8 protein-coding genes are annotated in these 14,243 nt (G+C 69.3%); 2 read left to right on the top strand and 6 right to left on the bottom strand.

Annotation, left to right across the window (positions count from 1 at the left end; all coding sequences use genetic code 11):
* The first annotated feature begins 4 nt into the window (after positions 1 to 4).
* On the top strand, positions 5 to 1,687 hold the full coding sequence (locus BUE42_RS18115) for a phosphoethanolamine transferase (protein WP_073466655.1): 1,683 nt from the start codon (positions 5 to 7) through the stop codon (positions 1,685 to 1,687).
* A 304-nt stretch (positions 1,688 to 1,991) separates the two neighbouring features.
* The gene (locus BUE42_RS18110; protein WP_073466654.1) at positions 1,992 to 2,900 is read left to right on the top strand and encodes a cation diffusion facilitator family transporter; all 909 of its coding nucleotides are present in this window, start codon (positions 1,992 to 1,994) and stop codon (positions 2,898 to 2,900) included.
* Position 2,901: 1 nt separating this feature from the next.
* Here the strand turns inward: BUE42_RS18110 and BUE42_RS18105 are convergent, their stop codons facing one another.
* From BUE42_RS18105 to BUE42_RS18080, 6 genes are all read right to left on the bottom strand, one after another.
* Entirely contained in the window at positions 2,902 to 3,990 is a 1,089-nt protein-coding gene (locus BUE42_RS18105; RefSeq protein ID WP_073466713.1) for a PA0069 family radical SAM protein, read from the bottom strand.
* Positions 3,991 to 4,089: 99 nt separating this feature from the next.
* Entirely contained in the window at positions 4,090 to 5,124 is a 1,035-nt protein-coding gene (locus BUE42_RS18100) for an SDR family oxidoreductase (RefSeq protein ID WP_083614241.1), read from the bottom strand.
* Between the two features lie 90 nt (positions 5,125 to 5,214).
* On the bottom strand, positions 5,215 to 5,919 hold the full coding sequence (locus BUE42_RS18095; RefSeq protein WP_073466653.1) for a hypothetical protein: 705 nt from the start codon (positions 5,917 to 5,919) through the stop codon (positions 5,215 to 5,217).
* A gap of 147 nt (positions 5,920 to 6,066) precedes the next feature.
* Positions 6,067 to 9,072: a hypothetical protein gene (locus tag BUE42_RS18090; RefSeq protein ID WP_143171581.1), complete on the bottom strand. Its 3,006-nt coding sequence runs from the start codon at positions 9,070 to 9,072 to the stop codon at positions 6,067 to 6,069.
* Positions 9,073 to 9,117: 45 nt separating this feature from the next.
* Complete coding sequence (locus BUE42_RS18085; RefSeq protein WP_073466651.1) at positions 9,118 to 10,506, bottom strand: DUF3999 family protein; 1,389 nt, start codon at positions 10,504 to 10,506, stop codon at positions 9,118 to 9,120.
* Positions 10,503 to 14,237, bottom strand: coding sequence for a DUF2339 domain-containing protein (locus BUE42_RS18080; RefSeq protein WP_235002424.1), 3,735 nt, complete (start codon positions 14,235 to 14,237; stop codon positions 10,503 to 10,505). Before BUE42_RS18080 ends, BUE42_RS18085 begins: the two co-directional genes overlap by 4 nt.
* Positions 14,238 to 14,243 lie beyond the last annotated feature (6 nt).

Here is a 14,243-nt window from a genome sequence, read left to right as displayed (position 1 = left end):
GCGCATGCACCTTGGCCGCCGCAACCGGGCACTGTTCCCCCCCTCCCCGCACCGATCCACCTGGAATCCGCTGACGCTGGCGGTGCTCGCCGGCGTGTGGATCGCCGCCCTCGCGAACTGGCCGCTGTGGCAATCGCTGCAGGCGCTGCCCGAGATGCAGGGCGCGCGCGGCACGCTCTTCATCGTTGCGTTCGGCGTGATCGTCGCGTGCCTCACCACGCTGGTGCTGGCGCTGCTGGCCTGGCGCTGGAGCATCAAGCCGGCGATCGGCCTCTTCCTGCTGGCGGCGGCGTTCGGTGCGCATTTCATGGGCACCTACAACGTCGTGATCGACAGCACGATGATGACCAACGTGCTGCAGACCGACCTGCGCGAGACGCGCGACCTGCTGAGCTTGCGCATGGCGGCGAGCGTCATCGTGATCGCGCTGCTGCCGTTGGCCTGGCTGTGGGGCCGGCCGCTGCAGGCGCCGGGCGCGTGGCGGCAACTCGGCCGCAACCTGATCGGCGTGGTCGTGTCGGTGGTCGTGATGGTGGGGGTCGCGGGGGCCTTGTTCGCCGACCTCGCATCGACCATGCGCACCCACAACACGCTGCGCTACAAGATCAATCCGCTGAACTCGTTCTATGCGCTCGGCATGCTGGTGCACGACGCCAACGCCCGGCCGGCCGGGCCGCCGGTGGTGATCGGCGCCGACGTGGCGCTCGCACCGCCCGCGCCCGGCGCGAAGCCGCTGCTGCTGGCGCTGGTGGTCGGCGAGACGGCACGGGCCGATCATTTCGCGCTGAACGGCTACGGGCGGGCGACCACGCCGGCGCTGGCCGCGCGGGGGGTCGTCAGCTTCAGCGACGTGACGTCCTGCGGCACCAGCACGGCCACCTCGCTGCCCTGCATGTTCTCGCACCTGGGCAAGCAGGCCTACGAGTCGCGCGACCAGGATTTCGAGAACGTGCTCGACGTGCTGCAGCGGGCCGGGCTGGCGGTGCTGTGGCTGGACAACCAGGCGGGTTGCAAGGGCCTGTGCGAGCGCGTGCCGCACGACGATGCGTACCGGCCGGCGCCCGGCGCCGCGCCGATGCCGGCCGGGCTGTGCGACGGCGGCGAGTGCCTGGACGAGGCTTTGCTGCACGGGCTCGACCAGCGGCTGGCCGCGTTGCCGGCCGAGCGCCGCGCACACGGCGTCGTGCTCGTGCTGCACCAGATGGGCAGCCACGGGCCGGCGTATTCGAAGCGTTCGCCGGCGGGCCGCAAGCCTTTCGTGCCGGAGTGCACGACCAACGTTCTGCAGCAGTGCGAGCGGCAGCTGCTGCTGAATGCGTACGACAACTCGATCGCCTACACCGACAGCGTGCTGGGGCAGGCGATCGACTGGCTCGGCAAGCAGACGGGCGGCTACGACCCGGCGCTGCTGTACCTGTCGGACCATGGCGAGTCGCTCGGCGAGAACAACCTGTACCTGCACGGCCTGCCTTATGGCATCGCGCCGCGCGAGCAGAAGCACGTGCCGATGGTGGTGTGGCTCGCGCCGCAGACCGAGACAGCGACCGGTGTCGCGATGAGCTGCCTGCAAGGGCAGCGCGATGTGGCGCTGAGCCATGACAACCTGGTGCCGAGCGTGCTGGGCTTGATGCGGGCGAGAACGAGCCTCTATCGCGGCGAACTGGACCTGTTCTCGCGTTGCAGGTAGGTTCTTCAATCCTGGCATGGGCGCGAGCAAAGCAACACCGTTCGTCCTGAGCTTGTCGAAGGGTCGGACTGAGCTTGTCGAAGGCCCTGCGCGCTTCGGGCACAACCCTTCGACGGACGGGCCCTCGACAAGCTCGGTCCCTGCTCAGGTCCTTCGACAAGCTCAGGATGATCGGGCCCTTCGACAGGCTCAGGGCGAACGGGGGCTTGGGTACGCACAGCCTCCCCGCACACGCCTTCCGCGCCAATGCGTGACGACCGCCAGTTAAAGTCCGCGCACATCCAACGACTCCAGACGGGAAGCCGTGTCCGCCTCCTCCGACTCCCTGAAGTCCATCTTCTTCGCCCTCGGCGCCAACTTCGCGATCGCGATCGCGAAAACCGTCGGCGCCGTCTTCACCGGCTCGTCGTCGATGCTGGCCGAGGCCATCCACTCGTATGCCGACTGCGGCAACCAGGGCCTGCTGATCTGGGGCCTGAAGGAAGCCAAAAAGCCGCCGACCGCCGACCATCCGCTCGGCTACGGCAAGGCGATCTACTTCTGGAGCTTCATCGTCGCGCTGATGCTGTTCAGCATGGGCGGCCTGTTCTCGATCTACGAAGGCGTGCACAAGCTGCACGACACCGAGCCGGTCCGGTACGCCGGCGTCGCGATCGCCATCCTCGCCTTCGGCGTCGTCGCCGAGAGCGTCTCGCTGTGGGGCTGCCTGCGCGAGATCAACAAGAGCCGCGGCACGCAGACGCTGTGGCAGTGGTTCCGACGCTCGCGCCAGAGCGAGCTGATCGTCGTGCTCGGCGAAGACCTCGCCGCGCTCGGCGGCCTGGTCGCCGCGCTCGGCTTCATCGGCCTGGCGGTGCTCACCGGCAACCCGATGTGGGATGCCATCGGCTCGATCGTGATCGGCGTGCTGCTGGTGGTGGTCGCGATCCTGGTGGGCGCCGAGGTCAAGTCGCTGCTGGTCGGCCAGAGCGCCGAGCCGACGGTGCTGGCCGCGATGCGCGAGCACATCGCCGCGCAGCCCGAGGTGGCCCAGGTCTACAACCTGCTGACGCAGCAGCTCGGCAACGACGTGATGGTGGCCGTGAAGGCGCGCATGGCGCCGCAGCCGTCGGACGTGGCGCTGATCGAGGCGATCAACCGGGTCGAAGCCGGATTGCGCGCCGCCTTCCCGTCGATCCGCTGGATCTTCTTCGAGCCCGACCTTCGAGACTGAGTCAGAACAGCTCCTGCTGCCCGTTCGCCGGCGGCAGGCGCGGCTTGCGGAACAGCGTCAGGTCGAGCTCGGTGCGCACCCGGTTCATGCCGTGGCGCGCGCAGGCCTTGCGGAAACGCTGCGAGATCAGCTCGGCCCACACGCCCTCACCCTTCATGCGCTTGCTGAACGTGGCGTCGTAATCCTTGCCGCCGCGCATGTCGCGGATGCGCGCCATCACGCGGGCCGCGCGCTGCGGGAAGTGCTGGTCGAGCCATTGCTGGAACAGCGGGTTCACCTCCCAGGGCAGGCGCAGGATGATGCTGAAGGCCGAGCGCGCGCCGGCCTCGGCCGCGGCTTCGACGATGCGCTCGATCTCGGGCTCGTTGATGAACGGGATCACCGGCGACACGCTGACCCCCACCGGCACGCCGGCCTCGGCCAGCGTCCTGATCGTGCGCAGCCGCCGCTGCGGCGACGCGGCGCGCGGCTCGAGGATGCGCGACAGCTCGGCATCGAGCGAGGTCACCGACACGTACACCGCTGCCAGCCCGCGCGCCGCCATCGGCGCGATCAGGTCGAGGTCGCGCTCGACGCCGGACGACTTGGTGACGATCGAGAACGCATGGTCGCAGCCGTGCAGCACCTCGAGCACCGAGCGGGTGATGCCGAGCTTGCGTTCGACCGGCTGGTAGGCGTCGGTGGCCGAGCCGATGTTCAGCATCTGCGGCTCGTAGGCGCGGCTCGCGAGCGCCTCGCGCAGCCGCTCGGCGGCATTGACCTTCGCGATGATGCGGGTCTCGAAATCCAGCCCCGGCGACATGTTGAGGTAGCTGTGCGTCGGCCGCGCGAAGCAGTAGATGCAGCCGTGCTCGCAGCCGCGGTAGGGGTTGATCGACAGGTCGAAGTGCACGTCGGGCGAGTCGTTGCTCGCGAGGATGCTCTTGACCCGCTCCTCGATGATCTGCGTGGCCCGCGGCAGGTGCTCTTCGCTGGCCTGCTGCTCGAGCGTGCCCCAGCCGTCGTCGTAGTCTTCGCCGCCCCGTGTCGTGAAGCGGTGCTCGATGGCCCACGCGGTGCCCCGGCCCTTGGTGGCGCCGGGTGTGGGCATCGGAACGAGAGGCTGGATGAGCGGGCGCGAGGGGATGGGATTGAACTTCTGCGGCATCCTGTAAATATATACAGTATCCACCGCGAAAGCCAGTTCCCATCAGATCGCGCCGACGCTCCCGGTCACCGGCAGCACGATGCCGGTGATGTAGCCTGAACACGCCGGCGACGCGAGGAACACATACGCCGGCGACAGCTCCTCGGGCTGTGCGGCGCGCCGCATGTCGGTGTTCTGCCCGAACTCGGCGACCTTCTCGGCCGGCGAGTCGGCCGGGTTCAGCGGCGTCCACACCGGCCCCGGCGCCACCGCGTTGACGCGGATGCCGCGCTGCAGCACGTTGCTCGCGAGCGATTTCGTGAACGCGTGGATCGCGCCCTTGGTCGTCGAGTAGTCCAGCAGGTGCGCGCTGCCCTCCAGCCCGGTGACCGAACCGGTGTTGATGATGGCGCCGCCCTTGCCCATGTGCGGCAACGCGGCGCGGGCCATGTGGAAGTAGCCGTAGACGTTGGTGCGCAGCGTCTCGTCGAAGCGCTCGTCGGTGATGTCCTCGATCGACTCGGCGTGCTCCTGGAAAGCGGCATTGTTGACCAGCACGTCGAGCTTGCCGAAGGCTTTCACCGCCTGGTCGACCGCATGCCGGCAGAACGCCGGATCGCGCACGTCGCCGGGGATCAGCACGCAGCGGCCGCCCTCGGCCTCGACGCAGCGCCTCGTTTCCTCGGCGTCCTCATGCTCGTTCAGGTAGACGATCGCGACATCGGCGCCCTCGCGCGCGAACAGCACCGCCACGGCACGGCCGATGCCGGAATCGCCGCCGGTGATCAGCGCCGCGCTGTCCTGCAGCTTGTGGCTGCCTTCGTAGTACGGGGCCAGGAACTTCGGCTTCAGCTCGAGTTCGGCTTCCAGGCCCGGCTTCTCGATGTGCTGCGCCGGCAGCTTCACCGGTTGTCGGCTGGCACCGGCCTGCACCGGCGCCTTGTCGGCCGGCTTGCCGCTGGACGGCTTCTTCGCGTCCTCGCGGTCCTGGGCCGACTGGATGCGGCGCTGCTTCACGGCCACCGCTTCGCCGTCGTCGGCATGCGGTCGATCGCTGTGGGAGGTCTGGGCGGTCTTGCGGGAAGTCTTGGTCGGCATGGCGCACTCCGTTCGGGTCGATGCCCGAATGGCGGCAAGCCGCATGCCTGCGACGCCGTGGTGCCGGCGCCGCGTCTCAGGCGGTCTTGGTCAGACCGGCAGCAACTGGCTGTCGCTGCGCCAGCTGGCACGCACCGCGTTGTGCGTCAGCGCGCGCGCGGCACGCACTGCAGCGGTGGCGCCGGAGCGGCGGCTGGCCACCTGGTCGAGCCAGGAGGCGAGGATCGGGTTGCGGCGTGCGAGCGTGGTCCAGCTGCTGCGCCAGCAACGTGCCAGGTCGGCATGCGGGTGCAGTTGGCGGCGTGCGCTGCGCGGCAGGTCTTGCCCCGGGTGTTCGCTGAACACCTTGCCGAGGTCGAACAGGAACGCGGTGGCCGAGCAGACCTGCTGCAGCTCCGAGACGATCGGCGGCAGCGGCTTGCGGCTGCGCGCATCGTGGTCGGCGTTCATCGCGAACTCGGCCGCGGTGATGCTGGCTTCGAGCAGGCCGTACATCTCGGGGTGGTGGTCGGCCGCGGCCGGCTGGGTCAGGAAGTGATCGAGGTTGCCGCTGCGCTCCAGCACCTGCGCGATGAACTCCTGCAGGTCCGGCGACCAGCGGCTGCACAGGCAGGCGAGGCGGTACACCAGGTCGGCCGGCACGCCGAGGTAGGCCAGGTTGCCGGCGTTGATGCGGCGCACCAGCGTGGCCAGCAGGTTGTCGACGCCCTGCCCGCGTTCCTCCAGGAAGCCCGACAGCGGCAGACGCAGTGCCGGCAGTGCGCGCCAGGAACGGTCGATGGAATCAGAGTTCATGGATGTCTCGCTGGTGTATCCCTGAAAACGGATTCTGCGGGGACCACGCCAGGGCGAGAGCGGCAATAGCGCGGCAATAGCGTGTCTATTCCGCAAGGGCGTCGGATGGGGAGTAACAGCTGTGAAACACCTCTGTGAATCCACCGCTCAGCCGGGCAATGTGGCACTGGCGTCGGACAGCTCGGCCCGCAGCGAACTGAACCAGGTTGGCGGAAGCAGCCAGTGCTGGACCCGATGGGCGTGTTGCTGCGCTTGAGCGAGCTGCTGCCTGCAGCGCATACCGTGGCCCGCGTCCAGCCACAGCGCTGCACACATCAACCGTGCGAGGCTCGCGGCCTCGAAGCTCTCTGCCACGGGCAGCGGCTTCTCCTCGATCAGATAGAGGCAGGCCAGCAAACCTGCAAACGCGAACAGCCCCCGCCTGCCCTTCGACATCACGACCCGCCCCTCCGACGCGATCGCCCGCCCCGCAAGCGAGGTGATCGTCGATTCGACCTCCGCGGGGTCGTTCAACGGCGGAAAGAGCCGAAAGAAGGCCTGTGACGCTTCGCCAGGGCGTTCGTGGATCAACCGCAGCGTCAGTCGAACGATATCCGCCAGGCCTTGTGCTTGCTCACGCCAGCCGGCTTGTGCTGCGCTCGCAAACATCTCGTGCAGGCGGAGAAGGCCATCGGCCAGCGGTGCGATGTTCGCGCTCAGTGAATCGGCCATCGCCGCACCCAGCGCGGCGATTCGCAGGCGTGGATCGGATGCCCCGGGCCTCGCGAACTCCCCGACGAGCAGTGGGTGCACCGCAACGCGCCTGGCTCGGTCGTCCGGTACGAACAAGAGGGACAGATCTGCCGGCGGCGTGAATCCCATCTCGGTGGCACGCTGCGTCCGCTCCTTCAGTGGCAGCAACAGCAAGCACTCGAGTACAGCAGGCGTGGAATCTTTATCGGATCGGAGCAATGCATCGCGAAGGACCGGGTGCTCCAGCAACTTGCGGCTGGCCGGGCGAGCGCTCTCGGCACCGATCAGAAGGCGGAGCAACTCGCGCATTGATTGGCGCTTGAGCAGAGACGGATCCGCGGCCGTGCGCGCAAGCAGATCGTCAAGCATCTGCCTGCCCAGTTCAGAGGCGGTCATGGCATCGAACACCTCGCTTTTCATCATGCGCTTCAGCAAGACTTGCACCGTGTTCGATTCGGGCCCGATCAGCTTGTGTGCTGCCACCTCGATGCACAGCTTGAACGCGTCGATACCACACGAGGCCAGCGTTTCCTTGACGGTACGTGGTTGCGACGCGAGCCGACCCAATCTGTCCCGCATCGTGCCGCCATCCAGCAGCTCCTTCGACCTGCTGATCGCGCGCATCGTCAATGCGAGCAACTTCACCCGGTCCTTGACCCCGGGTCGGTCATCCACCTGCACGATGTCGAACCATTGCTGTATCTCCACCGGCTCCATCTCCAACGATTTGTCCAGCCGGGCGTGCGCGAAGGCCATGAACGCATCTCCGTGTTCATGCCAGCTGAACGAATGCCCCCGAAAGGGCGGAGCAGATTCCCAGCAGAAGGCAGATGACTCGGGAAAGAACCGTGGTGTGAACGGAAATGCTGCTGACTCCAGGATCTTGCAAGCGTTCTCGATCTGCGAGTGCAAACCCGGTCGATCGGACAGGTTCGCCAGAAACCTCGGATGCCACTGACCGGCGCTGAGCTTGTGGCAACGCTGGATCTCTCGCTCGATCGCCTCGCGTCCCCCACCGGGACAGCTTGCCGCCACATCCGCCGCCACACGAGGAATCTCCGACAGATGACCGGCGACGCGCCAGCCAGATGCAGCCGCTCGCATGATGCGGCACACGCTGGCCATGTCATCGAGCCGCATCAGCCTGCCGTCGAGGGACGGCAGCGAGATCTTTTCGAGCAGGCGGGCAGCGTTCTTGGATCGCCATGCACCGCTGATCAATCCGCAGTCAATCAACAACCGGACGTGCTGAGCGATCCGGAACAAGGTCCGCCTCGACACGTCGCCTTCGCCAGCCTCTCGCCACAGCGTGGCGCACCGAGACAAGAGACGCTGAAAGGCGTCATCGTACTCGTCGACAAACGATCGCCCCAGGAGGTGAGCGGCCAGCAGATGAAGCTCCAACGACCGCTTCCCCTGGGCAGCAACGGCACTCGCCATCTCAGCAACATCGGCCGAAGACGCCCCGACGATCGGTGCGAAGCCGGTGACGCGCAGCGTCTCATCGGTTCCGCGCTCGAACTTCGGATGCAAGGCCGACGCGTCGAACGCACGGATGAAGGCCTCGAGCGCGTCGTCGCCCTGCAGGCACCCGACGATCTCGCGGTGCCTCAGCCCCCAGCCTTGCAGCGCTGCAGATACCCGCTGCGTCTTCTGACCCTTCACCTTGGCGGCGAGTTCGTCCACCTTGGTCCGGGCCTTGTCAATGGCATCCGCATCGCCGCCAGGGACGTCGATCCGACTGAGGATCTGCTTCGCGGCAGCAAGCCTCGCCGCGCTCTGCCGCTGTGGATCGAATTCCGCGACATCCACCAGACCGTTGATCACATCGGTCAGCGGGTCGAGGCTCTCCATCACGAGAAGCTCCTGCACCACATAGCAGTGGTGCAGGAGATCACCCAATCGGCACCGGGTCGCGACATCGAGCGCCCCTTGCTTGGCAAGCTGGTCCGCTTGCTTCACGCAGTCGCCGGCATTTCGAGTGAACTCCGCAGCGTCGCCTGCCGAAGCGAGCGCCGACGCGATCGACGTTCGCAGGTTCCACGCCGTCGGGCTGCTCTTCAGCATCGACGCGAGCAGCGACGACCCTGGCGCTGAGCCCTCGTTCGAGTCCCAGGTCTGCGCGCGAAGGGGACCCGTGGCTCCGGCAGGCCGCGATGCGCTGCCATCGAACGGCTCAGGCAGCGTACTCCTCGCCTGCGGATCATCGCTCTTGGGTGATGACGCGGCGGTCAGGAAAAAACGACCGAGGTACCGGCGGCTCCCGTGGCGCTGCTCGCTGTGCCGCTCACCTGACTCCCGGGGCGTGTTGGGCGGTGTCCGCGTCGACTTCGGGATCTTGACCCCTCTGAAGATGAACGCCTGCTGCGTCGATGCCATCCGCTTCCCCCGTGAATTCAACAGGCGGATGAGTGCCTGCATCACTCCAATGGTTCCATCGGATGACGGATCGCCAGCCCGCGTGGCTCAACCCGCCTCTTTCTCCGCCCCCTTCCCCTGCCCCTTCAACAGCGACCACGCCATCGCCGCCATCAGCGCGACACCCGCCACCAGCGCGCCCCACAGCCACGCGCGCGACGGAGTCGGCTCAGCCGCCGGCACCGACGCCGCCTTCAACACCGGCGACGCCATCGCTGCCACACCCGCCTGCAGCACTGCCCGATCGGCCGGCAGCGCATCACCGCCGCGCCGCGCGGGCATCAGCTCGGCGAGCGTCATCGCGGGCGCGGCAGTTGATGGCTCGACCCAGGCCGTGCGATACGGCGCCGCACCACGCGCCAGCATCACCAGCGTCCGCGCGCGCACGCCGATGCGCAGCTGCGGCGGCTGCGCGCCGAACTGCGCCACGCCACCGGCCACCTGCAGCCTCAGCTGCGTGTACACCGCGCCATCCAGGTGCTGCGCCGGCGACCGCGACTCACCGGTCGGCAAGCGCAGCCACCACACGCTGCCCTCGGCCAGCGGCTGCCAGCCGGGCTCGGCCACCGGCAGCGGCGCCGGCGTCTTGTCGCGCAGCGCATGCAGGTGCCGGCCCAACCGGTGGTGGCGACCATGCTGCCTCGGCACCACCTCGCCCCGCACCAGCCAGCCGACACGCGCCACCGTGTTCGCATCGTGCGGCAGCAACTCCACCGCCTCCAGCGCCACCGCCGGCAGCGCGTAGTCGCAATGCTGCGCATCGCAGCCGGTCGGCGCGATCGGCTCGCTCCATTGCAGCGCAGGCTGCGGCCAGTCGATCGTCGCCGTCGTCACCTCGGCGCCCGTCAACGCCGGCACCGGGCCGTTGCCGAGGCTGCGCAGCCGCAGGTAGGCCGCGCGCACGCCGCCCAGTTCGAGCACCGTGCTGTCCAGCCGCTGCCCCTGCTGCTGCAGCGCCACCAGCTGCACCTCGCGGCGCACGGCGCGCCACTGCGTCAGGTCGTCGCTCGCCTCCACCGCGACCGGCCAGACGCCGTTCGCGCTGTCGGGCAATGCGAGCGCCACCTCCATCACCGAACCCTTCACGCCCCGCAGGTCCAGCACCCAGCCGCGCGGCATGTCGTCGGGCGTGTCTGTCCCATCCTTCTTCTTCAGCGGCTTCGGTGCCGGCAGCTTGAAGACCGGCACGCTGCCTGTCGCCACGCTCTGCTGCGCCGGTGCCGCATCGGCCCACGCATACGGCAGCGGCTCGCCCAGCGCATTGCGCAGTTGCAGCCCGCGCAGGTCGGCCGTGCCGGCCTGCACCTGCCACGCGAGCGGCAGTTCGAGCGTGTAGTACGGCCCGACGCCCTCCAGCTTCAGCAGCGCCGAGGGCGGCACAGCCGCCGCCGTGGCCGACAACGCGACCAGCGTCGCAACGATCCAGCCCGCCTTCATGCCGCGACCTCGCTTTCTACCGCCGCCGCGCGCCGCGGTGGCACCGGCGCGAAATACCCCACCACCAGCAACAGCACGCCGACCACGATGAACGACACGATGCGGTACAGCCCGCCCTGGTCGGCCAGCTCGACGAAGAACAGCTTCAGCACCACGACACCCAGCAGCCCGGCGCCGGCGATCCACACCGTGCGCATCACGCGCCGGTGGCCGAGCAGCATCAGCCCCACGCCGACCAGCGACCATGCGACCGACAGCATCGCCTGCGTCAGCGTCGACTCGAACAGCGAGGCCTCGTCCCACGGCACGCCGGCCGCGTGGTGGGCCAACCGCAGCACCAGGCCGGTGTAGACCGCGAAGGCACTCAGGCCCAGCACGCCGCGGATCACCGCCGGCGGCACCTGGTCACGCACGGTCTGCGGCAACGCGCGCAGCCACAGCGCCAGCACCAGCAGCGCAAGGCACTGGCCGATCTCCAGCGGATTGAGCAGCGGCAGGTACGGCAACGGCGCGGCCGTGCCGTCGTGCGCATTCGCGGCCCACACCCACAGCAGCAGGCCGAGCGCGAGCGGCGCGGCACCGGCCACCAGGTAGGCGTCGCGGAAATCCACCACCGGCCAGCGGCGCAGCACCGTCGGCCGCGTCAGCGCGAACACCGCCGCGGCGATCACCGGCACCCAGCCGAGCACGCGCCATGCCGAGCCGGGCTCGCTGGCATCGGCCAGGTGCAGCGCCAGCTCGGTCGACGCCAGCCCGACGAACAACCACAGCCCGATCACATGCATCGCCTGCAACGGCACACCACCGAACCAGCCGGCCTGCCGGCGCAGCAACAGCACGTGCCACAGCAACGCGACCGGCCAGGCGAGCCAGCCGAGGTGGGCCGACGGCATCGCGTCGAGCGACGCCATGCCGAGCGCGACCAGCACCAGCGCCGGCAGCGTGAGTGCCGTGGCCTGCCCGAGCACGCGCCACTGGCGCCACCCCGCGAGCATCGTCGCGAGCACCGAGCTCGCGACCACGCAGCCGACCATCGCCGCCGGCCAACCGTCCAGCGCCTCGGCCTGCCGCAGCAGGTGCAGCACCTGCGGCACCAGCATCAGCCCCCACCACAGCAGCGACCAGCCGACGATGCCCCATTGCACGACCGCCTGCCGCGTCCACGCCAGTGCCGCCGTCGATTCCGGCCGCGCCGCGCGCTGCAACGCGTCGCCGGCCAGCAAGCCGGTCAGCGCGAGGCCCAGCGGCAGCCACAGGCGCAGATCGCCGAACGGCGCGTGGGCGAGCAGGTCCGGCCCGAAGGCGAGCGTCGCCACGGCCGCGCCCACCTGCAGCAGCAACCAGCCGAACGCCAGCGCCGGGTGCGCGATGCGCAGGCCAAGCCACAGCGCACCGACACCGAGCCACGGCCACACCAGCGCGGCCCGTTCCGCCGGCATCACGCACAGCAGACCGAGCGCGACCACCGCGAGCCCGGCCAGCAAGGCCGCCCCACTTGCCAGCGACCATTGCGGCAGGGCGCCGCGCTCGTCCATCGCCCGCAATTGAGCACGCAGTTCCAGCCACGCGGTCGCCAGCAGGCTGCCGCCGACCAGCAAGGCCGCAACCAACCCTGGCCACCCGTCGCGCGGGGCGTCCTGCGGATCGAGGTGCAGCGACGCCGCCAAGCCCGCCAGCGCCACCAGGTGCAACGCGCCCGAGCACGCCGCCAGCACGCGCAGTGCAAAGCGGTGCCCGAGCGCGGCCAGCACCAGCGCGAGCAGCGCCGTCGCGACCGAGGCCCACAACGGCACCAGCACCATCCAGCCGAGCAAGGCCGCAGCACCCACCGCGAGCCACGGCAGCGCGATGTCATTGCCCTGCTCCCAGCCCGCGCGCTGCGCGGCCGGGTGGCGATGGTGCACCCGCCACATCGCGAGCACGCTGCCCAGCAGCAGCAGCACGCCGATCAGCGAACCGTCGATCAATGGCGTGCCGGCCGCGTAGTCGATCGACAGGTCCGTCAGCAGCCGCACCACCGCCCCCGCCAGCACCGCAAGCGCGAACGCCCTTGTGTACAGCCGGTGCTGGCGCACGCCGAGCCAGAACATGCCGGCCGCTTCGACGGCCCAGGTCGCGCCGGTCCACGCGCCTTCGAGCGCCAGCGGGATCGCGAGCGTCGCGAAGATCACGCCGACGATCACATGCGCTTCGCCGAGCAGCGCATAGCGGATGCGCGCACTGCGCAGCAGGCCGCCGCCGATCAGCAGGTAGAAGAACGCGAAGCCGAGCGCCGACCAGGCCGGGCCCCATTCGGTGTCCTTCACCATCAGGTACTGCAGGCTGAAAGCGGCCAGCGGCACGCCGAACACCAGCGCGCTGTCGACCCGGCCCACCTGCCGCAGCGCCTGGCGCGCGCGGTCCACCAGCGGATCGGTCGCGACGCTGTCGTCGCCAAGCGCCAGCGCGCGCCGCGCGAACAGCACGCCGATCACCGTGAAGAGCACGAAGAACAGCAGCAGGAAGGCCTGCGTCGAGGCGTACACCGCATCGGTGTAGTGCGCCTGCGCCCAGGCCCCCGCCAGCGTGAAGGTGCCGACCGCGCCGATCAGGTTCAGCGGCCGCCAGGCCTTGTGCCAGGCCATCAGGAAGATGCCGACATCGAGCACCGCGAGATAGCTGAACAGCGCGATGTGGTTGCCACCGCCGGTGGACACCAGCACCGGCGCGAGGAAGCCCTCGGCCACCGACACGTAGGCCAGCCACGGCGCGTTCTGCAGCACCGCGAGCGCCGCGCCGAGCACCGCGACGACCGCCATCACCGCGAAGGCCGCTGTCGGTGGCAGCAAGGCATTGAGCCGCAGCGCCGCGAGCGCCGTCAGGTAGAACACGCCGATACCTGCCCCTTGCAGGATCAGCCCGTAGCCGGTGCCGCCGGCCGCATCGCGCCGGTCGCGCAGGCGCCAGCCGAGCACCAGCATCACGACGCCGACCAGCGCCACGCCGGCGTAGCGGAACTCGACCGGCAGGGTCGCCCGCTCGGCCACATAGCGCAGCAGGAACGCGAGGCCCAGGAACAGGATCAGCACGCCCACCTTGACGATGGTGTTGCCGCCGAAGATCCAGCGCGCAAGGAACGGTGGCAGGCGGTCGCGCAGCGGCAGCGCGGGTTCGACCGGGGGCGGCGGTGGCGGCGGGTTCGCGCGCGACGGCTCGGTCCAGGTCGGTGCCGGCGCGGGTTCGTCGATCGCAGCGGCCGCGGCGGGTTCGATGATCGCCTCGGGGACGATGGCTTCAGGAACAGGCACCGCCATCGACGCGACCACCGGCTCGACCATCGCCGCGGCAGCCGGCACGCTGCGCGGATCGACCAGCGGTTCAAGGTCGATTTCGAGGACCCGGTCAGGGATCGGCACAGAGATCGGAACAGAGAGGGGCTCAACCGCCACCGTTGCGTCACCGCCCGACAGCCGCTGCACCTGCAAGCGCAGTGCGCTCACCTCGTGCTCCAGCGCCGCCACGCGCTGCGCAAGATCCAGCGGCTGCACTGCGGCATCCACCGGTGCCGCGGCCGCAGCCTCGTCCGGCACCTCGGGCCAGGCCTCCTCGGCCGGCGCTGCCGCCTCGGCCTGCTTCGACTTGCGGATCTGCCACACCACGAGTGGCGTCACGATCAACATCACCAGCCCACCGACTGGTCCGCCGAGCGCCAGTCCCACCAGGCCGCCCAGCACCGCATAGACGAAGTTCATCGGCCC

Source organism: Rhizobacter sp. OV335, assembly GCF_900142965.1.
In the GTDB taxonomy this organism is placed as follows: domain Bacteria; phylum Pseudomonadota; class Gammaproteobacteria; order Burkholderiales; family Burkholderiaceae_C; genus Rhizobacter.
The sequence above is the reverse complement of the archived record's forward strand: the minus strand, read 5'-3'. Positions and strand labels throughout refer to the sequence as shown.

Coding starts and splice junctions, on each gene's coding strand:
- BUE42_RS18090 (WP_143171581.1), bottom strand. CDS start 9,072: ATGCAGGCACTCATCCGCCTGTTGAATTCACGGGGGAAGCGGATGGCA.
- BUE42_RS18115 (WP_073466655.1), top strand. CDS start 5: ATGCACCTTGGCCGCCGCAACCGGGCACTGTTCCCCCCCTCCCCGCAC.
- BUE42_RS18100 (WP_083614241.1), bottom strand. CDS start 5,124: ATGCCGACCAAGACTTCCCGCAAGACCGCCCAGACCTCCCACAGCGAT.
- BUE42_RS18095 (WP_073466653.1), bottom strand. CDS start 5,919: ATGAACTCTGATTCCATCGACCGTTCCTGGCGCGCACTGCCGGCACTG.
- BUE42_RS18085 (WP_073466651.1), bottom strand. CDS start 10,506: ATGAAGGCGGGCTGGATCGTTGCGACGCTGGTCGCGTTGTCGGCCACG.
- BUE42_RS18105 (WP_073466713.1), bottom strand. CDS start 3,990: ATGCCCACACCCGGCGCCACCAAGGGCCGGGGCACCGCGTGGGCCATC.
- BUE42_RS18080 (WP_235002424.1), bottom strand. CDS start 14,237: ATGAACTTCGTCTATGCGGTGCTGGGCGGCCTGGTGGGACTGGCGCTC.